Raw genomic sequence first — 21,819 nt, 5'->3', positions numbered from 1 at the left:
AAATGGGAGCGAAAGCTCCCTTTTTTTGTTGTTTTTCGCAATTATAAAAATATAAATAACATGTTAAATTTCCGCTCCAGAAATGAGTGAAAACCCAAAAAAGGATTTCTTATGTCTGCTAAACGTCTTGAACAAGTAGCTTTAGCCACAAAAACTGCGTTTGTGTTTCCGGGTCAAGGATCACAAAAAGTCGGTATGCTTGCTGAACTAGCAGAACAGTTTAGTGGGGTTGGTCAAACCTTTGCTGAAGCTTCAGATGCACTTGGATTCGATCTATGGCATATTGCGCAAAGTGGCGAAGGTCTCAACCAAACAGAAAATACCCAACCTGTGTTATTAACTGCCAGTATCGCTCTATGGCGTGTATGGCTTGATTTAGGTGGTCTGGCACCTAAATACCTTGCAGGGCATTCTCTAGGTGAATACAGCGCTTTGGTTGCTGCTGGATCTATGAGCTTGGCAGATGCAGTGAAACTCGTGAATTTGCGTGGCAAACTCATGCAAAACGCTGTTCCTCAAGGGGAAGGCGCTATGGCTGCAATCCTTGGTTTGGCCGATGAAAAAGTGGTTGAACTTTGCCAAATCGTAAATGCAGAAGGCCAAGGTTCAGTAGAAGCTGCAAACTATAATTCACAAGGTCAAGTCGTGATTGCTGGAAGTACAGCATCTGTACAACAAGTGATGGCTTTGGCAAAAGAGCAGTCTGCTAAGGCAATTGCTTTACCTGTGTCGGTTCCATCGCATTGTTCATTGATGAAACCTGCTGCTGAAAAATTTGCAGAAGCTTTGGAACAAACTGCCATTGAGCTGCCTACCATTCCTGTAATACAAAATGTCAACGCGGGAATAGCTACCGATGTTGCTCAATTGCGTCAGGCATTAACTGCTCAATTGTACCAATCTGTACAATGGACAGATACGATGCAGTTTTTACAAGACCAAGGTATTCACTACGTTGTTGAGTGTGGCCCTGGTACAGTATTGAGTAATCTCGCGAAGCGTTTACCAAATATAGAAAAAGCTTTTGCTATTGATAGCAAGAGTAAAATGGAAGATGCCCTAAATGCTGTTTTAGTGGCAGAAGGAAAAATTGCATGACACAAGAACGCAAAGTTGCATTAGTAACGGGCGCGAGTCGGGGCATTGGCGCTGCAATTGCCCAGCAACTTATTCAAGACGGTTATTTTGTTGTAGGTACTGCGACATCTGAATCTGGCGCACAAAAGTTAAGTGAAAGCTTTGGTGAGCAAGGGGCAGGTTTAGCTCTCGATGTGCGTAATCTCGAGGAGATTGAAGCAGTCGTTTCTCATATTGAACAGAACTATGGCCCTGTGCTTGTTTTGGTTAATAATGCAGGTATCACGAAAGACAATTTATTGCTACGCATGTCAGAAGATGATTGGGATGATATTCTCAACATTCACCTCAAAGCTGTATATCGTTTATCTAAACGTGTGCTTAAAGGTATGACAAAAGCGCGCTTTGGCCGCATTATTAATATTAGTTCTGTTGTTGCACACTTTGCAAACCCAGGTCAAGCGAACTACTCTGCTGCAAAAGCAGGTATTGAAGCGTTTAGCCGTAGTCTTGCAAAAGAGATGGGTAGCCGCCAAATCACTGTGAACAGTGTGGCACCAGGTTTCATTGCAACAGAAATGACAGATGCACTTAGTGAAGACATTCGCAAAAAAATGAGTGATCAAGTGGCTTTAAATCGCTTAGGTGAGCCACAAGATATCGCAAATGCGGTGAGTTTCCTTGCAAGTGATAAAGCAGGTTACATTACCGGTACGGTATTACATGTAAATGGTGGTTTATACATGGCCTAAGGCTGATGTATAAACTTTTAAAAATTTTTATATTCAATTAAACTAGTGGCAAATCAAACGCCACGAGCAATGAGGAGAATTCCTGTGAGCGATATCGAACTACGCGTTAAACAAGCGGTTGCAGAACAACTTGGTCTTAAAGCTGAAGAAATTAAAAACGAAGCATCTTTTATGGATGACTTAGGTGCTGACTCTTTAGATTTAGTTGAACTTGTAATGTCTTTCGAAAACGACTTCGACATCACTATCCCTGATGAAGATTCTAACGAAATCACTACTGTTCAATCTGCAATTGACTATGTAACTAAAAAACTTGGTTAATTCGCATATTGCTGAATAAAAAGAAGGCCACCGTAAGGTGGCTTTTTTTATTTGAGAAAAAATTAAGAGATACATATTTTTACAAGATCAACCTTAATTGATAGCAGAGGTATCACTTTTTTGAAGTATAACAATAAAGGTCAGTTTAATGACTTTACTATAAACAATAATATGAGGACTAAAAGATGGGTCTTTTTGATTTTGTAAAAGGTATTGGTAAGAAAAATACCGCACCAGCAGAACCACAACCAGCTCCAGCAACACCAGCAGAACCATCTGCACAAGAAATTGCAAATAAATTATTAGGTTTAATTAAGAGTTTAGGTCTAGGGGTAGAAGGTTTATCTGTAACCTATAACGGTTCAAATGATACTGCAATCATTAAAGGACAGGTAAAAAGCCAAGCAGACAAAGAGAAAATTATTCTTATTGTTGGGAATATTGATCATGTGGCACACGTAGATGACCAGATGACTGTTGCGACTCCTGAACCAGAAAGCAAATTTTATACAGTGAAATCTGGCGACAACCTTTCAAAAATCGCGAAAGAAGTTTATGGGGATGCAAATCAGTATCCAAAAATCTTTGAAGCAAATAAACCAATGTTAAAAGATCCTGATGAGATTTTCCCAGGACAAGTTTTACGTATTCCTCAATAATTGAGGTTAATAAAAAAGGCGCTTTGAGCGCCTTTTTTTCTTTTTAAAATCTTTTTGGTATTTTTTGCCCATTTGGTACCGGAGTCTCGGCATTTTTTAAAACCCCAAATAACCATGTTTCAGCATGCTGAACTGCAATTTTTAAAGAATCACCTAAAGCTAAACGACCAGCAATAAAACTAGCTAAAGAACATCCTGAACCGTGATACTCACCCTCTAAGCGGGGGCAACTACTACTCGCCACAAGTTCACCATTAATATATAAACTATTTTTAATATGATTTGGTGTATCTTCATGCCCACCTTTGACTAATACAGCTTTAGCACCCATTTCGAAAAGTTTTTGGGTCGCTTGTTCTAAGTTTTCGATTCCTGTTAGAGCACGTAATTCGACTGTATTTGGAGTAATAACAGTGGCTAGGGGAATAAGCTCAACGAAAGCTTTGACAAGAGTTGCTTGATCACCTAACGAACCACCACTGTTTGCCACCAACACTGGGTCGAGTACATATTGATAGTCAGGATGTGCACGAAGAAATTCCGCTAGAGCAGCAATGTTATCTGTAGTGCCGAGCATGCCTGACTTAACGCATTTAATCGGTAAATCACCTACTACGGCATTTGCTTGAGCTAATAATAGTTCTTTTGAGGTTGCTTCAAAGCCAAATACTTGTTGTGAGTTTTGAATGGTAAGCGCTGTACATGCAATTGCTGCATGAGCACCACTTTGTCCAATCGCTTCAATATCAGCTTGTAAACCTGCACCACCTGAAGGGTCTAAACCCGAGAAACAAAGTACGGTTGGACGCACGGTTATTTCCTTTTCAATTTAAATTTACGTTAGTATAAGAGAGTTTGATTAAACTCTCGACCAATTGAATTAAATACTTTACTGGGTTAGTGATTGAATGGCTATAAAACATATTTTGATTGATTTAGATGGAACCCTAACAGACCCAAAAGTAGGTATCCATACTTCAATTCGCTATGCAATGGATAAGTTGGGCTATCCATTAGCTGCTGATTTAAATATTGACTGGACAATTGGTCCCCCATTAAAAGCCTCATTAGCAAAACTTCTAGATACGCAAGATGATGCTTTAGCTGAACAAGCTTTACTTGCTTATCGTGAGCGTTTTTCAGTTACGGGCTTATTTGAAAATGAAGTATATCCATCGGTTGCCCAAACACTTAATGCATTGAAAGAAGATGGGTATCGTTTATTCGTTGCAACTGCTAAACCAACGATTTATGCAAAACGTATCCTAGATCATTTTGAATTAAGCCAATATTTTGTACATATTTATGGCAGTGAATTGACAGGTGAGCGCACCAATAAAGCTGAACTCATTCATTATATTCTTGAACATGAGCAACTAAGCTCAGAAGAATGCTTAATGGTAGGTGACCGTCAATATGATGTTTTAGGTGCACGTCATAATGGTATTGAGGCGGTAGCTGTGACTTATGGTTATGGAACAGCAGAGGAACTTGCTCAAGCACAGCCAAAAGCAATGATTAATCAATTCTCTGAACTCTTGGACTATATTGAAGAAGTGGCAGCACAAAAGAAAGTTTCTTAAATATAAGTAAGTTTTAATTTAAAGGTTTGGCTTTGATATAAAGCCAAACCTTTTTTATTTAAACACTGTGCTGTTGGCGGTATTGAACAAGTTCTTCAATGGTAATCACAGTTAAGTGATGAGTTTGCGCATAAGCCAAAACTTGAATACCTGAAGCCATAGTACCGTCTGGGTTAGTTAATTCGCATAACACGCCAGCAGGTTTAAGCCCAGCTAGTTTTGCTAGATCAATTGTTCCCTCGGTATGTCCTCGGCGAGTAAGTACTCCACCATTACGTGCACGTAAAGGAAAAACATGGCCAGGACGGTTAAGATCGCTAGGGACAGCACCATCTTTAATTGCAGTTTGAATGGTAGTAACACGGTCTTTAGCAGAAACACCTGTGGTAACACCTTGAGCTGCTTCTATTGTTACTGTGAAAGCAGTATGAAACTGGCTTGAGTTTTGAGAAACCATTGGTGGAAGTTCTAGATGATCTGCTAACTCTTCTGTAAGGCATAAACATACGATACCTGAGCCATCACGAATCATACGTGCCATTGTTTCTACTGTTAAAGTTTCGGCTGCAACAATGAGATCTGCTTCATTTTCACGGTCGAAGTCATCCATAACCAAGACAGGTTTGCCTTGACGGATATCTTCTAATGCTTGTTGAATGCGTTGTTCAGCAGGAGAGAGGGCTGAGAAAAAAAGTTCTGGTTGAATTAAGCTAGACATAATGAAACGCTCTCGTAAAAATACGGTTGAACATTTCAGGACTGATGTAAAAACAGGCTGTTACTGAAATAAAACGGATTTATCCCAGTTCGTCGTCTTCTTTCATCCGGACTATACCGTCGGCTTTGGAGTTTCACCAAATCTGCTCAAATTACACAATTTAAGCTCGTGGGCTTGTTAATTTATCAATAAAAATTAACTTTACCACCGGTGGGGAATTACACCCCGCCCTGAAGCGATGGGTTTTATTATAACGCGCTTGATAAAATTGGCTAGATGCTTTTATAGAATGCTAAGTTTCTTTAAGAATAAGTATTTTCGCAAACAGAAATAGGCTTTTTAACAAGAGCTTACTTGTTGATATGAAAATGGAATGCTATGTTTTTTATAGAAAATTATAAATAAAATAGGTGTTTCATGCAGATAAGAGATGATTATCCCCTTAGGAATACTTTATTTATTCAGCATCTCCATATTTTCAGTTATGTATTTATGGCTGTCAGTATTCTTTATTTAATTGCTGCTAACTGGTTAATGCTGCCAGACAGCATTCAGCTAGTCATCCCTCCGCTTATATTAGTTGTGACAGCATGGATCAGCGTAAAAGATACCTTAAGTGAGGGAGTTAGTCAGACTTTACATGGTGTTTGCGGTTTGATGATAGGCCTAAGTTTGGCTGTAATCGGGCAGGTTTATCAAACTGGTGCAGACAGTTATTTGCTTTTCTTACTTTGGACATTATTTTTACTACCGTGGTTATATCGCCCGAATATTGGAATTTTTGCTTTAATTTGTTTTACCAGTCAACTTACGCTCTTTTTATTTTTTAAGCAGACTTTTTGGTCAGAAAAATTTCCTTATTTATATCTATTCGCTCTAAATTTATTAAGCCTTATCGAATTTTGGGTATGTATAAAGAAGTATCGTGCTTTAAGATTTGTCTTTATCTCATGGTTTGCTGTTATTTCAATCATTGGAATGATTCAATATTTATCTAATGAAAATATTGCTTATCTCATCTCTGCTTTCTTTACAGGGTTAATTGCTTTTTATTATTTCTTCAAAAAAAATGATCAGCTATGTGCCAGTTTAATGGCTGCTGTTCTCGGGGTGACAGCTACAATATGGCTGGTAGATGGAATTAATAACTTATTCAAAGATTCTAATGAGTTCATTTTTTTATTGATTGCTGGCATTATTTTTATTTGGTTTGCGTTGATTAGCTATCTTTTAATAAAAATTTTTCGTCAAAGCCGTTTTTATATCATTCCATTGGCAATTGGTGCTTGGCTTGCAGGTTTAGCACTTGCTGCTTTTACGCTGGTATTTTGGGAGGCTATTTCTTTAGTCATTGGAATTATTTTTGTAGGATTAGCTACTGTTCTTTTAAAGAAATCACATAGCTATTTCTTTCGACAATTTGCCTATTGTTTATTTATTAGTGGACAGACTGCTTTCCTATTTCATCTTGGTACAGAAACAGATCAAATTCTATGGGTTTTAATTGCACAGATTTTTATTCTGTGTATTAGTTATTTTCTTAAACCACATTGGTTCTTTATTTTAATTCAAATGCTTGCCACATATGGCATCGCTTTTATCTATTTGCTACAACTGGATCATTCATTGTGGTCAATACATTCTAATCAAACTTATTTAAATTTAACTTTGCTCAATTATTTGGTTTTTAGTTGGGTGCTCTTACCTAAGAAGGGATCAATAGCTCTATATGAGCGTAGTGTTTTTTTATGTGTACTTGTAGTAATTCTAGTAGCTTCTTTTTTCGATACTTTTATGGGACTCGTTCCAGAAAATTCGATAGATCAACATAGGTGGGTTCTATATTTTCTGCCTAGTGTTTGGTTACTTTGCTTTAGTTCTTTTTATTTATATAAACAACTTAAAGGAGCAGCATTTTTTGCCTTTTTAACTTTTGGCATATTACTTATTGCATTGGGATATTTTGAAATTTTCATCCTGTTGATTATTTTAACGTGGGCGTTAAAAAAGAAAGACCATGTGGTTTATGGAGTTAGCTTAGCAGTATTTGTTTTTGTATTCTGGCAGCTTTATTACAATCTACAAATAAATTTTCTAGCTAAGAGCGCATCTATTTTTATTTCTGGCGTTGTTCTATTGGCTCTGTCTTGGTTACTTCACCGCGAAAATAAAAATGATCTTGTTGAAGGAGAGAAAGAATGAAGAAGTATTTTTCTCTTATTCTTGCATTGGCCACCATATTATTTTTTGCGGCGTTAGTAGTGAAGAATGAATGGCATTTGCAACATAGTAAAAGTATTTTCATTGAGCTTAAACCAGTTGACCCCCGCTCAATTTTACAAGGTGACTATATGGCACTGGCTTATGAATTAAATTTACAATCACTTAAAGCTCTTGCAGGAAGTGAGAGTAAGGCTCTAGATCAGGTAATTTTTAATCATTCTTCTGTTCCAGCAAAAGTTATTTTGGATTCGCAAAATCGAGTAGTCCGCACAATTTTAGATACTAACAATTCATTTACTGGGCAAAATTTAATTTTAAAAAATCCTGAAAATCGTTTACAGGCTTTATATCCAGCTTCAAGAAGTTTCTTATTTGCAGAAGGTCTAGCTCAATGCTATCAGAAAGCAAAATATGCTGAATTTAAGGTAAATCCTGAAGGAGAGGCGATCTTGTTTGATTTACGAGGAGAGGGGCTTCAATCATTAAATTGTGAAAAGCAAAAGAATTGGTGGGAAGGAGCTATTAAAGATTTATAAAATTATAAAAGCCCGTCAATGCGGGCTTTTTTATTCTTAGAATAAGTTACGCAACTTGGACAGGAATACAATTCGCTGTGTGGTTAACTGTATTATTTGGGTTCGCATAGACCAAACGTGGTTTATGAATATTTGCTTCAGCTTCAGTAAAATCACCAAATGTCGCAATAATCACTAAATCGCCAACGTCTGCTTGATGTGCAGCACCGCCGTTTACCGAAATAATTCCAGAGTTATCTTCACCACGAATCGCATAGGTTGTGAAGCGTTTGCCATTGGTTACATTCCAAACATGAATTTCTTCATATTCACGAATACCAGCTAAGTCCATCAATACGCCATCAATTGCACAAGAACCTTCATAGTGAAGTTCAGCATGGGTTACAACTGCACGGTGAATTTTGCATTTTAATAAACGAGATAGCATGGCTAGCGTCTCCTGAGTAGACCTAAGATTAAGATCTTATGATGAAATCTATAGCTTTTGCTGTTGGCAAAGTGGCTGATGCGCATTTTGCTCCTAAAAAAGCAAGATAGCAAGCTTGATTGTTCAACAATTTAAGTGGGTTTATATGCATTGATTTGATTCATGGCCTGTGGAACTTGACCTTGAACAAGTAGTTTCACTTTAGAAAGGGCATGATCAATTGCTGCATCCATCAGACTTTGTTCACTACTTGGTGCTTTTCCAAGTACATGACCTGAAACTCTTTCTTTTGAGCCAGGGTGTCCGATACCAATACGTAAACGATGAAAATTTGGACCAATATGAGGGACAATGTCACGTAAACCATTATGACCACCATGTCCTCCGCCTGTTTTTAGACGAATTACACCAGGATTCATATCAAGTTCATCATGAGCAATCAAAATTGCTTCGGGAGCAATTTGATAAAATTTTGCAAATGGAACTACACTTTGTCCAGAACGGTTCATAAATGTAGTGGGTAGAAGTAGGCGGACATCGTGTCCTTCTATATTACCACGTCCACTGATTCCGTGAAATTTCGGATCATTTTTTAATGTAATGCCATATTTATTAGCAAGCTGTTCAATGAACCAAAAACCTGCATTATGACGGGTTTGGGCATATTCTGAACCAGGATTGCCCAAACCAACAATTAGCGAAATATTTGACACTAATCTACGCCTTTTAACACTTATGCGCGTTTAAAGTCAGCGTGCATAGGAGTGTTTTTTGCTGGGTGACGTTGTAACGCTTGGATTTTAACGTTTTCAACTTTGTCGCCCACTTTGATTTCTACAACTTCTTCAAAGAATGCTTTGTTTTCTAAAGCTTTTACAAGCTCACGAAGTTCTAAAGTAACACTTACAGGCTCAGCTTCACCACCATAGATGATAGCTGGAATTAAAGCTTCACGACGAAGGCGGCGGCTCGCACCTTTCCCTTGCTTGTCTTCAGCACGCGCTTGAGCGTTTAATACGAAGTTTGACATGAGTAAATCCTCATTAAAGTTAAATAGACTAAACTTGCGACCAGTTTAGTGATAGAAAACCCCAGCCAAGGCCAGGGTTAAGAAAAGCTGCAATATTATAAACTATCGAACATCGCACTGATAGACTCTTCGTTATTAATACGACGAATCGTTTCAGCAACCATGCTAGCAACAGAAACCTGACGGATTTTGCCCAAGGTTAGTGCTTCTTCAGAAAGAGGAATGGTGTCAGTAACAACCAATTCATCAATAACTGAATTACGTAAGTTTTCAATAGCCTTACCTGAAAGTACAGGGTGAGTTGCGTATGCAACTACACGGCGTGCACCGAATTGCTTAAGCGCATCAGCTGCTTTACACAATGTACCAGCAGTATCCACCATGTCATCTACGATAACGCAATCACGATCTTTCACGTCACCAATTAAGTGCATAACTTGCGACTCATTGGCTTTTTGACGACGTTTATCAATGATTGCTAAATCGATGTCACCCATCTGTTTAGCAACGGCACGAGCACGTACTACGCCACCAACGTCAGGAGAAACCACCATAAGGTTATCATGCTGTTGTTGACGTAAGTCAGCAAGCAAAGCAGGAGTACCATAGATGTTGTCGACTGGAATATCGAAGAAACCCTGAATTTGGTCAGCATGTAAGTCAATCATTACGACACGATCAATACCAACAGTGGTAAGCATGTCTGCAACAACTTTAGCTGTAATCGGCACACGTGCAGAACGTGGACGACGGTCTTGGCGAGCATAACCAAAATAAGGGATAACTGCGGTAATACGACCAGCACTTGCACGACGCAAAGCATCTGCCATAACCAAGATTTCCATAAGGTTATCATTGGTAGGGGCACAAGTAGGCTGAACGATAAATACGTCTTTGCCACGAACATTTTCAGTAATTTCTACTGAAATTTCTCCATCAGAAAAGTGACCGACTGATGCAGCACCTAGAGGGATATGTAAGTGACTTACGACTTTTTGAGCGAACTGTGGATGAGCATTTCCACTAAAAACGACAAGATTGGGCATGAAGCACCCTTGGCGGTTGGTATGTAATTAAATAGATGGCAGGGGCGGCTGGATTCGAACCAACGGATGCCGAGATCAAAACCCGGTGCCTTACCACTTGGCGACGCCCCTAATGCGGCAGAACTTTAATATTTTTGCAATGCAATGTCAAGATTAATCAACAAAAAGCATAGCAATTAAGTCTGTCTTTAAAATAAGAGAATGGCAGGGGCGGCTGGATTCGAACCAACGGATGCCGAGATCAAAACCCGGTGCCTTACCACTTGGCGACGCCCCTAAATTCGATGATGTATATGATGGCAGGGGCGGCTGGATTCGAACCAACGGATGCCGAGATCAAAACCCGGTGCCTTACCACTTGGCGACGCCCCTAATATAATCATCATTACAGGTGAGGTTGGCAGGGGCGGCTGGATTCGAACCAACGGATGCCGAGATCAAAACCCGGTGCCTTACCACTTGGCGACGCCCCTAACATGTAACCTTAAAATGATTAAGAGGAGATTCTTTTAAACTATTTACCAAGTAAGATTTACATGGTGAATGCTTAAGAATTTCATCAATATTCATTTCATTCGTTACTTCAATAAAAACACAAGCACCTGTACCTGTAAGCTTTGCTCGACCAAATTGATCTAAATATTGCATCGCTTCTTCTACTTCAGGGTATAACTGTCGGGCCAATGGCTCAAAGTTATTTCCAAAATTAGAAGGTTCTAACTGATAGGCGCAAAATTTAGTGGTCTTAGAGTCTCTTGTCAATGTTTTTTGTGAAAAAAGCAATTGAGTGCTGATAAAACAATCAGGTTTTAAAATAATGAACTGTTTTTGATCTAAGTCTATGAATGATAAATGTTCACCCACACCTTCAGCCCATGCATTTTTACCATAAATAAAAATAGGAACATCGGCACCAAGCTTTACACCATAGTCCGCAAGTTGTTTTTGATTTAGTCCACATTCCCATAATTGATTTAACACAATTAGGGTTGTGGCAGCATTGGATGAGCCTCCGCCTAGACCTGCACCCATTGGAATATTCTTTTCAATTTTGATGTGTAGACCGCAGAATTTTTTTGCATGCGGTTTTAGTATTTGAGCAGCTCGATAAATCAGATTTTCTTCCGGTCTAACCTCGCTCAATCCATCAATTTCGATTTGTCCATCCAAAGTCGGTGTAAATGTCATCCAGTCATATAAATCAATAATTTGGAAGATAGTTTGTAACTCATGATAACCATTTTCACGTCGGCCTGTAATATGTAAAAACAGGTTGAGCTTAGCTGGGGAAGGAACTCGAATCATAGATTTATATAATTAGACTTAGCGGTTTTGGATGACCATTGTAATACGGTTTTCTTTATCTTCAGCAAGAGCTTGCTTTAAAACCAGTTTATTTGGCAAAGTTTGTTCACCATCATAACTGAAATTAACAGTCCAGCCGTCTTCAATGAGTTGGTTGACACGATTTTCATTATCTTTACTGATCTGAGCACTTAAAGTTGCGGGTTTAGCTAAAATCCAGCTCGTTAAATGAGTGATTGGTGCTTGCCAACCAGTTGCACGCTCTAATAGCTCTTCTGGAGAGGCAGCAGTAATTAATCCAGTTTTCGCACTATTTAACTTCACTTCACCAGGTTTACCCTGAATTTGGGTTTTTCCTACACCTAGAATGCCGCTTAATTCGATATCAAAATTATCTTGTTGTTGAACCCAAGTGAAAAAAGCACTGCCAGTTTGCTGTGGTGTGCGAACCCCGATTTTACCTTGTAAATTAAAGTGTTTTTCATCTTGAATTTGCTGGGTAACCGCAGGTTTTGGTTGAGTAAAATGCTGACAACCGGTTAGAAATAATACACTTGACCCACAGATCGCTGTGCACAGTTGGGCAAATTTGCTCATATGTTTAACTCTTTTTTGCAGATGTAGGTAAAATTAACGCATCAAGCTGTTGTAATTGTGGATCATTAGCATGTTTTTGTTTCAGTTGTTGTAACACGGCGCTAAATTGAGTTAATGATCCTTGCATATACAACGCTTTAGCATACCGAACACCAATATTTATATTGTGGCTAAGTTCATAAGCTTTACCTAAAGCTTCTGCCGCAGCTTCATAATCATTCTGTAAAAATGCAATATAGCCAAGCGTATCAAGAATTGAGGCTTGTTCTGGCGCGTATTCTAAGGCTTGCTCTGCATATTGACGTGCTTCTTTTAACCTACGGTTTTGCAGGGCTAGTGTATAAGCGTATGCATTTAGGTAAGTTGGACTATTGGGTTCAAGTTGTAATAATTGCTTTAATGTTTTGTCGAGCTTGTCGCGGTCAGTATAGGGATCAAGTAATAAAACTTCTGCGTAAATAAGTTCCGGATCATCCGGTAAATTCTTTATTGCTTCATCTAATAAATTTAATGCAGCTTTTTTATTGCCCATTTTCTTTAAAATTTCAGCTTGAGCTTGATATAAGAAACTTGCATGTTGAGGATAATTTACGCGCTCTTGAGTGAGGAACCGTAAAGCATCATGTAAATTTTCTTGTTTATCGTATATTGCAATCAGATTGCGTCTGGAAACGACGTATAAGCTGCCATCAACCAAACGATAGTAAGCTTTTGCGGTTTCATAGTGCTGTTTGCGTTCTGCATTAATGGCTAAGTAATAATAAGCTTCATTTTGATATTTTGCAGAGTTTCGTAGGTCAACAAGATATTGTTCTGCTTTGTCATATTGTTTTAAATCAATACTGGTTAAGCCTGCAATAAACAATGCTTCTTCAGCTTTGGGATTAGCCTCGATAACATTTTCAAGTTTTTCTAAGGCGAGCTGAGATTGATTAATTTGTATGAGATAGCGGATTTCAGCTAAACGAATATCTAAATTTTTCTTATATTTACGGCTGGACTTTGCATACCATTTAAGTGCACCTTCTTGATCGCTCAACGCAATGAGTAGGTTTGCTTTCATTAAAATAAAGCTCGTCACTTTAGGACGTCGACGTAAGGCCTTGTTAATGTTAGTTAAAGCAGATTGTAGTTGACCATTTTGAGCTTCTAAGTTGGCAATAAGTGCTAAAATAGAAGGGTTGTCTTTTTCTGCACTAGAACGTAAAGCTGTTAATAATACATCTCGATCTTGAGCATTTTCTGGGGCAATGCTGGCTAAAATTTCTTCTAAATCAGCAGTAGGATCTATTTTTAAAATTTTATCTAATGTTTCAGCAGCAAGCTGGTACTCATGTGTTTTTAAAGCAATATGTGACAAATAGAATAAGGCCGGTACATCTTTGGGTTCTTGGGCTACCCAATGTGTAGCAATATTTAAAGCGGCTTGAAAATCATTATATTCAAGGGCAACATCTAAAGCGCGCTGCTTAATTGAAGTAGAGTTGCTTTTAATTGCGAGTACTGTGTAATTGTGCAAAGCATTAGGAATATCATCATAGGCTAGGGCAAATTCAGCGACCATCGTCTGCTCTAATGCCTGATCAAATGAATGCACGGCATAGGTCTCTTGCACAGGACGTGCATAGACATGCGAGGACATGCTACCTAACAATAAGAATGTGGTAGAATACTGTCTTATCGAAGCACCGTTAAAATTAATACGGCTATTCATTTGACGCAATTTTTATTGATCCAAAGTAATGCTTTTTATGACACCGATGTTGCACAATAGCATAAATTTAGCGAAATGATGATCTGATATGTCTTTCTTTGCATTGGGTGTCAACCATCAAACAGCTTCTGTCGAACTCCGCGAACAAATTGCTTTCAATGCAGAGCGATTAAGTAATTTGCTTGCCGAACAAAAAAACCATCACCAAAGCTTAAAAGATTTGGTGGTCGTTTCTACGTGTAACCGTACAGAAATTTATGCCATGGCAGAAAATGCCGAAAGCCTTCTGAAATGGCTAGCCGATGCCAATAATATTGATGTAAAGAACTTAATTCATCATGTTTATCGTTACGAGAACACGCAGGCAATTACACATTTAATGCGAGTTGCAAGTGGTCTCGACTCTCTTATGCTAGGTGAACCGCAAATTTTAGGGCAAGTCAAAAGTGCTTTGGCACTGTCTAAAGAAGCTCAAACGGTCTCTCCTGAATTAAACAGTGTTTTTGAATATGCTTTTTATGCTGCTAAACGGGTACGTTCTGAAACTGCGGTAGGTAGCCATGCTGTTTCGATGGGGTATGCGGTTGCACAATTAGCTTTACAAGTTTTTAGTAAACCCGAAAAACTTACTGTGATGGTCGTTGCTGCAGGTGAAATGAATAGCTTGGTTGCTAAACATTTGGCTGAAATGGGCGTCGCCAAAATTATTATTTGTAATCGTAGCCGTGAGCGTGCTGACCAATTAGCTCAAGAAATTTCACATCAGGTTGAAGTTGAAATTATTGATTTTGCAGCCTTGGCTGAAAACTTGTATCGTGCTGATGTTGTGTCGAGCTGTACCGGTAGTTTATATCAAGTTATTGCTTATCCAGATGTTAAGGCCGCATTAAAGAAACGTCGCTATCAACAAATGTTAATGGTTGATTTGGCTGTACCTCGTGATATAGATCCTAAAGTTGAAGCACTTGATGGCGTCTATTTGTATGGTGTTGATGATTTACAAAGTGTGATTGATGAGAACCTTGCTCAACGACGTCAGGCAGCTGTTGAAGCAGAGGTAATGGTTAATCAGTTGGCTACTCAGCTTATTACTCATCAAAAAGTTAAAGAGGCTGGCAGCACAATTCATGCTTACCGCCAACATAGTGAAGAAATTAGTCAACAAGAGCTTACGCACGCATTAGAGGCTTTGCATCACGGTGAAAATGTCGAACAGGTATTGCAGCAATTCGCGCATCGTTTGACACAAAAGCTTATGCATCCTACATCTATCTTGTTGCGCGAAGCTGCCAAGGCAGAAAATCCTGATTATTTCGAATGGTTGCAACAGCATTTACAGCATGTGTTTGATCATGAGCGTAAGCCAAAACACTAAGACAACAGTCTTAAGCTAATTTGTTTTGTTAATTCATTGAGTTGTTGTCTTAGATTTCTTGATTCAATCAGAGAAATTGGTGATTTAAGCTTTTGACGTAAATATCTTTCTTTTAAGCCTAAAGCATATTCTTTGGCCAATTTGTCAGCGACTTCAGGCGCCTGTGTTAATGCCTGTATATTCGTTCTCTGCATAATATCGGCAATTTCATGACAATAACTACTACAAGCGCCAAGCACATAATAAGTTGCTAACTCTTGGTCATCCGGTAAATCATCAAAAATACGATTTAAAATAGCTAGAACTTTTGCCAATAATTCATCTTGCTGAATATAGGCACGTAACCCTTCAAAATGAATATAAAGAAAAGGATGATGCATTAAAATTGCAATCGCAAAGTCTTCATCTTTAGTATGAATATTAAATGAGAGCGAGGCATCATGGCTGATTTGCGGGGTAAAACGTTTACCCAGTCCAAGTTTTTCACGAAAAGACTGATTAAGTAAATAACGGAAAGAGCCCTGTTTGGGTAATAGGTCAGTCAGTTCTCTGAGTTCACCCATGACCAAGCTTTTGCCTTCTGGGGTGCTAATGTCGTGTTGTCCTGTTAAATGGGCAAAGACAAAATCAGACAAAAGAGGGGCCTGTTGTAATAGTTTTTGGAAATTTTCAAGCCCTTCACGACGGATAAGAGAGTCTGGGTCATGGTCATTCGGTAGAACAAAAAATTTGAGTTCGCGCCCATCATTAAGAAGTGGTAAAGCAATTTCTAATGTTCTGCGTGCTGCTTTTTGACCCGCAGCATCGCCATCAAAAGCAATGGTAATACGGCTATTTTGTTTAAATAAAATATTAAGATGTTCTGTATTACTTGCAGTTCCTAAAGTTGCGACGGCTCCTGTAATGCCATATTGCTGAAGCGCAATGACATCCATGTAGCCTTCAACCATTAACCAGTCGCTAGACTTAAGTTTTCTACCTTCATAAAGCCCGTAAAGCAGCTGATTTTTATGAAAGACCTCTGAGTCTGGTGAGTTAATGTATTTAGGTTTAATTTCATCATTTAAGGCACGACCACCAAAACCAACGACACGGCCTTTAGGGTCTCGAATTGGGAAAATGACCCGGTCACGTAATAAGTCAAAATCACGACCACTATCACTTGAACGGATAAGTCCAAGTTGCTTTAAACCATCAATGTCATAAGGAAAAGCTTTTTCTAAGTGTTGCCAATCTTCTGGTGCATAGCCTAAGCGCCAAAATTGAATCGTCTGATTGGTTAAGCCACGTTGTTTAAAGTAGTTTTTTGCCTTTTGACTATTAGGTAACTGATGTTCATAGAACTGGGCAACATTTTCGAGTAAGTCATATAAATTACCTTCTTGAACTGGCTCATCAAAGCTAAAAGGCTGCTCAAACTGAGCAAACGGGTCATCAAAAAATACAGGTTCAAGCGTGTTGTAACTTTCATCTGTTGGCTGTTGCGAAGTCGGATTTACAGGCTCCGCCGTATTTGCTTTAGCAACTGGTGGCTTGGTAACCTGACGGGTATAAGACAGCTTTTTATTTTCAGTATTATCTTTGGGTAATTCGACTCCAGCACTACTCGATAACTCTTTCATGACATCGATAAAGTTTCGATTATCAATATCCATCAGAAAACGGATCGCGTTCCCGTTAGCCTGACAACCAAAGCAGTGATAATACTGCTTGTCTCGATAGACATGGAACGATGGAGATTTTTCTTGATGAAAAGGGCAACAGCCGGAATATGTACGTCCCGTCTTTTTCAATTTCACACGCTGACCAATCAGATCGACAATATCTGTGCGATCTAAAATCTGATCAATCGTATGTTGTGGAATTGCCATAATTCAGATAACCGTATTAAAACTGATGAGAGAATGAGTCAGAATATTCTGACATGATGAAGCAAGATCTACACAATAAATATTTTAATATTTTATAAAAACAAACAGGCAAGTGGTATCACTTGCCTGTTTATTGGTGCTTTTTAAAGTTTGTAACTTATTGAGCAGCGTCGCTAGTACCTTCTGTTGCATCATCTGATTGAGAATCAGTTGATCCATCTGTAGAACTAACAGCTGGAGCAACAGTTGTATTTTCTGCTGGTTGTGGCTCAGGTTTATCTAATAAACCGAAGCTTAAACGATTTGTCCAACTACGTTCTGACTTTGGAGCTTCAACGGTTGTTTTTTCTGGTTGTTCAGCTTCTTCTTTATCTGAATTACCAATTAAACCAAAGCTTACGCGATTGAGGAAACCACGTTTTGGAGCTTCTGCTTCAGCTGTGCTTTCTGGAGTTGCAGCCGTAGATTCTCGACCGAAAATACCCAGAGTCGCACGGTTAATCCAGTTACCTTCTTTACGAGCAGCACGCATGTTAACTGTGCCGTCTTTTTTCACCAAGTTAGGGTAATTAAGCTTTAAAACTTCAATATATTGTTGTGAAGTCGCTTTATCACCTAATTGGTTATAGCTATATGCCAAAGTCGCTAATGCTTCTGGAACTTGAGGAGTTTGTGGGTAGTGTTCAATTACCCATTGTGAACGTTCGGCAGCTGCGATCCAAGCTTTACGTTTAACGTTAAAACGCGCAGCAGTCATTTCATTTTCAGCAAGTTCTTGCCCAATGAACTTCATACGCTGAGCAGCATCAACAGAATATTGACTACTTGGGAAACGACGAATTAAATCAACAAAGTTCTGATAAGCAACTTTTAAATAACTCACATCACGATGAGATTGTTGCAAAGATGTATAGCGCATCAAACTGTCGTAGTTTTGCTCCATATTCGATACAGCACGAACATAGTAAGCATAATCTACATTTGGGTGTTGAGGATTTAAACGAATAAAACGTTCTGCTAAGGCAATCGCGCCTTCATAATCTTTTTGTTTAAATTTCGAATATAGAAGTTCAAGTTGTGCTTGTTGTGCGTATTGTCCAGTCGGATAATAAGTATCGATTGCTTCTAAAGACTTGGTCGCATCAAGATATTGACCACGGTCAAGCGACTTTTGGGCCTTTTCGAAGTAAGCTTGTTCACTAGATTGTGGGCCACTATCGACCACTTCTTTTTTACTTGGATTGCTGCTACAGCCCACAAATGCAGACGCTACACCTAAAGATAAGGCAAGCATCGTAATTTTATAACGTGGTAGCGACATAAAAACTCCTCTGTTATGTTGGGCAATGAGCTACAATTGCGCTATTAAACCACTTTTATCTCAATGATCAAATGACTTCAGCACAATCTTCAAACACAAACTTATCTGAAACCGACTTCAATTTACTTGAAGATTCTGAGGATGCAGATAACCATACTTCTGATGCAACTGCAACACGTTTATCGTTGCAAGTTCAGTTAGATGAAACCTATCTGGGACAACGTATCGATCAGGTAGCAGCCTTGGTGTGGAATGAGTTTTCACGTGAAAAGCTTAAACAATGGTTGAAGGATGGCCATCTGTTGGTGAATGGTAACATTGTCAAGCCTAAGCACCGTTGTGAAGGCACAGAGCTACTTACACTCGAAGTTGAGCTCGAAGCACAGACCACAAGTCAACCTGAAAATATTCCACTTAATATTGTTTATGAAGATGACGACATTTTAGTCATTAATAAACCAGTTGGCATGGTCGTGCATCCAGGGGCTGGTAATAGTTCTGGAACTTTAGTGAATGCCTTGCTTTATCACTTCCCAAAATTGTCGGAACTTTCTCGCGCTGGTTTAGTACATCGTATTGATAAAGATACAAGCGGTTTGTTAGTTGTTGCCAAGAGCCTTGAAGCACAATTTTCTTTAAGTAAACAGTTGGCAAACAAATCGGTTTACCGTGTATATGACCTAGTTGTTTATGGAAATATTATTGCTGGCGGTACTATTGATGAACCTATTAAACGTCATCCTGTTGACCGTGTGAAAATGGCGATTTTACCGGGCGGACGAGATGCGGTGACCCATTACAATGTAAAAGAACGCTTTAAAGATTTTACTCGTGTACAAGCTCGTCTTGAAACAGGTCGAACTCATCAGATTCGTATCCATTTTAGTTATATCGGCTATGGACTGATCGGTGATCAGATCTATATGAACCGTGTACGTGTACCAGCAGGAGCGTCTGAATTACTCATTGATACTTTGCGTGGTTTTAAGCGCCAAGCATTGCATGCAGCTAAATTGGGCTTAAAACACCCTCGTACTGGTGAAGAAATGCTATTTGAAGCGCCGTGGCCTGAAGATTTTACGCATTTAGTGGATGTGTTACGTTCAGAAAACGCTGCATATTAAGGACGCGTATATGGAATTTGTTCAAGGTTTACCTCAAGGCGTATGTGTAGGACAGACACGTGTTCAACACCCTTTAGCATTAGCAACAGATCAACATGAGCTGTCTGGCTTTAATCTGGCTTTACATGTTAATGATGAGACACAACGTGTTCAGCAACATCGCATGATATTGCTAGATGAGTTTGCTAAGTTCGGTGTTAAAAAAATGACATGGATGACTCAAACACATAGTACGATTTGCCATACTGTAAATGAACAAATTCCTTTTAAGGCTTTAATTGGTGATGGTTTGGTCACTCAAACCAAAGGTCATGCTTTAATGATGATGACCGCTGATTGCTTACCTGTCGTGTTAGGTAATGCCGAAGGTACCGAGGTCGCAAACTTGCATGCGGGTTGGCGTGGTTTAGCGGGTGGGATTGTTGAAAATACGGTTGCCGCTATGCAGACCCCTCCAACTTGGGCATGGCTAGGAGCTGCGATTAGCCAACCTTGTTTTGAAATCGGGGCTGAAGTAAAGGCTGCTTTTTGTGACAAGTATCCTGAGTTGGAAACAGCTTTTGTGGAGGGAGCAGCTCCAAATAAATTTCATGCAGATTTATATGCAATTGCACGTTTTATTTTACAAAATCTAGGCGTGAAACAGATTTTAGGCGGAGACCAGTGTTCTTATAAACAAAATGATGAATATTTTTCTTATCGTCGCGATGCTAAGACTGGACGTATGGCCACCTTCGTTTTTATATAAGTTATAAAATCGATGTAATTCACTCTCTTATTTTGTAGTAATTAAATAAAGTAAGAGAGTTTTTATTTAATTTGAAAATATTTCTATAGTAAGTAGTAGGGCAAACCTTATATTTCATATTTATAGATGTAGGTTTAGCAAGCACTAATAAAATGATAAAATAGAAAAAATCGCTCAAAATTTTAATCTTATGTCTTTGCCTGAAAAACATCTCTCTATTGTCTACCACAGTCCCTATGGTCATACGGCCAAGGTGGCCTCTGCTATTGCTGCTGGTGCAGAGGTGATGGGGGTGAAAGTACACTTAATGAATATTGAGCATATTGATTGGGATGCGCTTGATGCATCACAAGGCATTATTTTCGGATCGCCTACCTATATGGGAAGTATGACTGCTGACTTTAAAAAGTTTATGGATAGTACTTCTAAACGTTGGAAAGAACGTATGTGGCAAGGCAAGCTTGCGGCTGGCTTTGCAAATTCAGGTGGACTGAGTGGCGATAAATTAGCAGTATTACAACAATTAAATATTTTTGCCATGCAACATGGCATGCTTTGGTCTGGTTTACCGTTAATGACGACAGGGCATAGTGAAAAAGATTTAAACCGATTATCGAGTTGTTTAGGTTTAATGACACAATCGGATAATGCGCCTGTTGAAGTTACTCCTCCACAAGGTGACTTGGATACAGCTAAATGGTTTGGCGAATATATTGCTGGACTTTTATATAGATTAAACTAATGAAATTCACGACGTAAAAAAGCCTCTGAAAAGAGGCTTTTATTTTATTACTTATGAAATATACGAGCTTTATCGCGTTGCCAGTCCCGGTCTTTTTCAGTTGCACGTTTGTCATGAAGCTGTTTACCCTTCACAAGCGCAATTTCTAGTTTGACTAAATGACCTTTCCAGTAACATGCTAAAGGAACGCATGAGTAACCTTTCTGGTTAACTGCACCCATCAGGTGTTCAAGCTGACGTCGGGAGAGCAATAACTTACGGGTACGTGTTGCTTCAGGTACAACATGGGTCGAAGCCGATAATAAAGGCTGAATTTGTGAGCCAAGTAAAAATGCTTCGCCATTTTTGAAAATCACATAACTTTCCGTCAAAGTCATACGCCCAGCGCGTAAGGATTTTACTTCCCAACCTTGAAGTGACATGCCTGCTTCAAATTTTTCTTCGATAAAATAATCATGACGGGCACGTTTATTTTGTGCGATTGTTCCGCCATTGTTTTTTTTCACTACTGTTGCTTTCGCCATAATTCAAACTTCCACAATTATGTCTATTGTGCCGTAAACTGATGCTAAGGTGAAGTTTTTCCTGCACATGAATATTTCGCCTCATGTATAACTTTTGCTAAAATAGGTTCACAATACAATTAGAGT

23 protein-coding genes, 4 tRNA genes and 1 riboswitch are annotated in these 21,819 nt (G+C 38.9%); of the genes, 11 read left to right on the top strand and 16 right to left on the bottom strand.

Features of this window, described 5'->3' with window-relative positions; translation table 11 throughout:
- Positions 1-111: 111 nt before the first annotated feature.
- From fabD to lysM, 4 genes are all read left to right on the top strand, one after another.
- Positions 112-1,098 (top strand): ACP S-malonyltransferase, encoded by a 987-nt coding sequence (fabD, locus tag ACINWC141_RS18605; protein WP_009393944.1) that lies wholly within the window; start codon positions 112-114, stop codon positions 1,096-1,098.
- Positions 1,095-1,829: a 3-oxoacyl-ACP reductase FabG gene (gene fabG / locus ACINWC141_RS18600; protein WP_009393915.1), complete on the top strand. Its 735-nt coding sequence runs from the start codon at positions 1,095-1,097 to the stop codon at positions 1,827-1,829. Before fabD ends, fabG begins: the two co-directional genes overlap by 4 nt.
- Before the next feature lie 84 nt (positions 1,830-1,913).
- Positions 1,914-2,150, top strand: a complete 237-nt coding sequence (acpP, locus tag ACINWC141_RS18595) for an acyl carrier protein (RefSeq protein WP_004641570.1) — start codon at positions 1,914-1,916, stop codon at positions 2,148-2,150.
- A 185-nt stretch (positions 2,151-2,335) separates the two neighbouring features.
- Positions 2,336-2,809 carry a peptidoglycan-binding protein LysM gene (gene lysM, locus ACINWC141_RS18590; protein WP_009393958.1) on the top strand — a complete coding sequence of 158 codons (474 nt, stop codon included), beginning with the start codon at positions 2,336-2,338 and terminating at the stop codon, positions 2,807-2,809.
- 43 nt (positions 2,810-2,852) lie between these two features.
- Here lysM and ACINWC141_RS18585 read toward each other — a convergent pair whose 3' ends face one another.
- Positions 2,853-3,620 (bottom strand): hydroxymethylpyrimidine/phosphomethylpyrimidine kinase, encoded by a 768-nt coding sequence (locus tag ACINWC141_RS18585; protein WP_009393923.1) that lies wholly within the window; start codon positions 3,618-3,620, stop codon positions 2,853-2,855.
- 97 nt (positions 3,621-3,717) lie between these two features.
- Between ACINWC141_RS18585 and ACINWC141_RS18580 the strand changes: the two genes are divergently transcribed.
- Positions 3,718-4,392: an HAD-IA family hydrolase gene (locus ACINWC141_RS18580; RefSeq protein ID WP_009393880.1), complete on the top strand. Its 675-nt coding sequence runs from the start codon at positions 3,718-3,720 to the stop codon at positions 4,390-4,392.
- 58 nt (positions 4,393-4,450) lie between these two features.
- On the opposite strand, the gene ribB is transcribed toward ACINWC141_RS18580, so the two are convergent.
- Entirely contained in the window at positions 4,451-5,110 is a 660-nt protein-coding gene (ribB, locus tag ACINWC141_RS18575; RefSeq protein WP_009393748.1) for a 3,4-dihydroxy-2-butanone-4-phosphate synthase, read from the bottom strand.
- Positions 5,111-5,200: 90 nt separating this feature from the next.
- Positions 5,201-5,351, bottom strand: a riboswitch (FMN riboswitch).
- Positions 5,352-5,527: 176 nt separating this feature from the next.
- Here ribB and ACINWC141_RS18570 point away from each other — a divergent pair.
- Positions 5,528-7,312, top strand: a complete 1,785-nt coding sequence (locus tag ACINWC141_RS18570) for a DUF2157 domain-containing protein (protein WP_034679173.1) — start codon at positions 5,528-5,530, stop codon at positions 7,310-7,312.
- Complete coding sequence (locus ACINWC141_RS18565) at positions 7,309-7,869, top strand: GDYXXLXY domain-containing protein (RefSeq protein ID WP_009393827.1); 561 nt, start codon at positions 7,309-7,311, stop codon at positions 7,867-7,869. The genes ACINWC141_RS18570 and ACINWC141_RS18565 overlap by 4 nt, the downstream gene beginning before the upstream one ends.
- A gap of 46 nt (positions 7,870-7,915) precedes the next feature.
- Here the strand turns inward: ACINWC141_RS18565 and panD are convergent, their stop codons facing one another.
- The 11 genes from panD to ACINWC141_RS18510 form a co-directional block, all read right to left on the bottom strand.
- Positions 7,916-8,296, bottom strand: coding sequence for an aspartate 1-decarboxylase (gene panD, locus ACINWC141_RS18560; protein ID WP_002120296.1), 381 nt, complete (start codon positions 8,294-8,296; stop codon positions 7,916-7,918).
- A 131-nt stretch (positions 8,297-8,427) separates the two neighbouring features.
- Positions 8,428-9,009: an aminoacyl-tRNA hydrolase gene (pth, locus tag ACINWC141_RS18555; RefSeq protein ID WP_003653332.1), complete on the bottom strand. Its 582-nt coding sequence runs from the start codon at positions 9,007-9,009 to the stop codon at positions 8,428-8,430.
- Positions 9,010-9,029: 20 nt separating this feature from the next.
- Positions 9,030-9,326, bottom strand: a complete 297-nt coding sequence (gene rplY, locus ACINWC141_RS18550) for a 50S ribosomal protein L25 (RefSeq protein WP_009393890.1) — start codon at positions 9,324-9,326, stop codon at positions 9,030-9,032.
- 95 nt (positions 9,327-9,421) lie between these two features.
- Positions 9,422-10,372, bottom strand: a complete 951-nt coding sequence (locus ACINWC141_RS18545) for a ribose-phosphate pyrophosphokinase (protein WP_002120445.1) — start codon at positions 10,370-10,372, stop codon at positions 9,422-9,424.
- Between the two features lie 36 nt (positions 10,373-10,408).
- Positions 10,409-10,483, bottom strand: a tRNA-Gln gene (locus tag ACINWC141_RS18540).
- 91 nt (positions 10,484-10,574) lie between these two features.
- Positions 10,575-10,649, bottom strand: a tRNA-Gln gene (locus tag ACINWC141_RS18535).
- Positions 10,650-10,669: 20 nt separating this feature from the next.
- Positions 10,670-10,744, bottom strand: a tRNA-Gln gene (locus tag ACINWC141_RS18530).
- A 26-nt stretch (positions 10,745-10,770) separates the two neighbouring features.
- Positions 10,771-10,845 (bottom strand) — tRNA-Gln (locus ACINWC141_RS18525).
- Positions 10,844-11,677 carry a 4-(cytidine 5'-diphospho)-2-C-methyl-D-erythritol kinase gene (ispE, locus tag ACINWC141_RS18520; protein WP_034679170.1) on the bottom strand — a complete coding sequence of 278 codons (834 nt, stop codon included), beginning with the start codon at positions 11,675-11,677 and terminating at the stop codon, positions 10,844-10,846. Before ispE ends, ACINWC141_RS18525 begins: the two co-directional genes overlap by 2 nt.
- An 18-nt stretch (positions 11,678-11,695) precedes the next feature.
- Positions 11,696-12,274 (bottom strand): lipoprotein insertase outer membrane protein LolB, encoded by a 579-nt coding sequence (gene lolB / locus ACINWC141_RS18515; RefSeq protein WP_009393830.1) that lies wholly within the window; start codon positions 12,272-12,274, stop codon positions 11,696-11,698.
- A 4-nt stretch (positions 12,275-12,278) separates the two neighbouring features.
- The gene (locus ACINWC141_RS18510; RefSeq protein ID WP_204389625.1) at positions 12,279-13,988 is read right to left on the bottom strand and encodes a tetratricopeptide repeat protein; all 1,710 of its coding nucleotides are present in this window, start codon (positions 13,986-13,988) and stop codon (positions 12,279-12,281) included.
- A gap of 88 nt (positions 13,989-14,076) precedes the next feature.
- Between ACINWC141_RS18510 and hemA the strand changes: the two genes are divergently transcribed.
- Positions 14,077-15,363 carry a glutamyl-tRNA reductase gene (hemA, locus tag ACINWC141_RS18505; RefSeq protein ID WP_009393803.1) on the top strand — a complete coding sequence of 429 codons (1,287 nt, stop codon included), beginning with the start codon at positions 14,077-14,079 and terminating at the stop codon, positions 15,361-15,363.
- On the opposite strand, the gene ACINWC141_RS18500 is transcribed toward hemA, so the two are convergent.
- Together ACINWC141_RS18500 and ACINWC141_RS18495 are read right to left on the bottom strand one after the other, a co-directional pair.
- A complete protein-coding gene (locus ACINWC141_RS18500) occupies positions 15,360-17,234 on the bottom strand; it encodes a DNA primase (RefSeq protein ID WP_009393824.1) in 1,875 nt (624 codons plus the stop codon). The two genes, hemA and ACINWC141_RS18500, sit on opposite strands and share 4 nt — an antisense overlap.
- 157 nt (positions 17,235-17,391) lie before the next feature.
- Positions 17,392-18,555 (bottom strand): outer membrane protein assembly factor BamD, encoded by a 1,164-nt coding sequence (locus ACINWC141_RS18495; protein WP_009393888.1) that lies wholly within the window; start codon positions 18,553-18,555, stop codon positions 17,392-17,394.
- A 71-nt stretch (positions 18,556-18,626) separates the two neighbouring features.
- Between ACINWC141_RS18495 and rluD the strand changes: the two genes are divergently transcribed.
- The 3 genes from rluD (at position 18,627) to ACINWC141_RS18480 (ending at position 21,169) form a co-directional block, all read left to right on the top strand.
- Entirely contained in the window at positions 18,627-19,679 is a 1,053-nt protein-coding gene (gene rluD / locus ACINWC141_RS18490; protein ID WP_009393913.1) for a 23S rRNA pseudouridine(1911/1915/1917) synthase RluD, read from the top strand.
- Positions 19,680-19,689: 10 nt separating this feature from the next.
- Complete coding sequence (pgeF, locus tag ACINWC141_RS18485; RefSeq protein WP_009393905.1) at positions 19,690-20,427, top strand: peptidoglycan editing factor PgeF; 738 nt, start codon at positions 19,690-19,692, stop codon at positions 20,425-20,427.
- 190 nt (positions 20,428-20,617) lie between these two features.
- Positions 20,618-21,169 carry a flavodoxin family protein gene (locus ACINWC141_RS18480; protein WP_034679165.1) on the top strand — a complete coding sequence of 184 codons (552 nt, stop codon included), beginning with the start codon at positions 20,618-20,620 and terminating at the stop codon, positions 21,167-21,169.
- 47 nt (positions 21,170-21,216) lie between these two features.
- Here the strand turns inward: ACINWC141_RS18480 and smpB are convergent, their stop codons facing one another.
- Positions 21,217-21,693 (bottom strand): SsrA-binding protein SmpB, encoded by a 477-nt coding sequence (smpB, locus tag ACINWC141_RS18475; protein ID WP_009393793.1) that lies wholly within the window; start codon positions 21,691-21,693, stop codon positions 21,217-21,219.
- Positions 21,694-21,819: the final 126 nt, after the last annotated feature.

The organism is Acinetobacter sp. WC-141, assembly GCF_000313935.1.
Lineage (GTDB): Bacteria > Pseudomonadota > Gammaproteobacteria > Pseudomonadales > Moraxellaceae > Acinetobacter.
The sequence above is the reverse complement of the archived record's forward strand: the minus strand, read 5'-3'. Positions and strand labels throughout refer to the sequence as shown.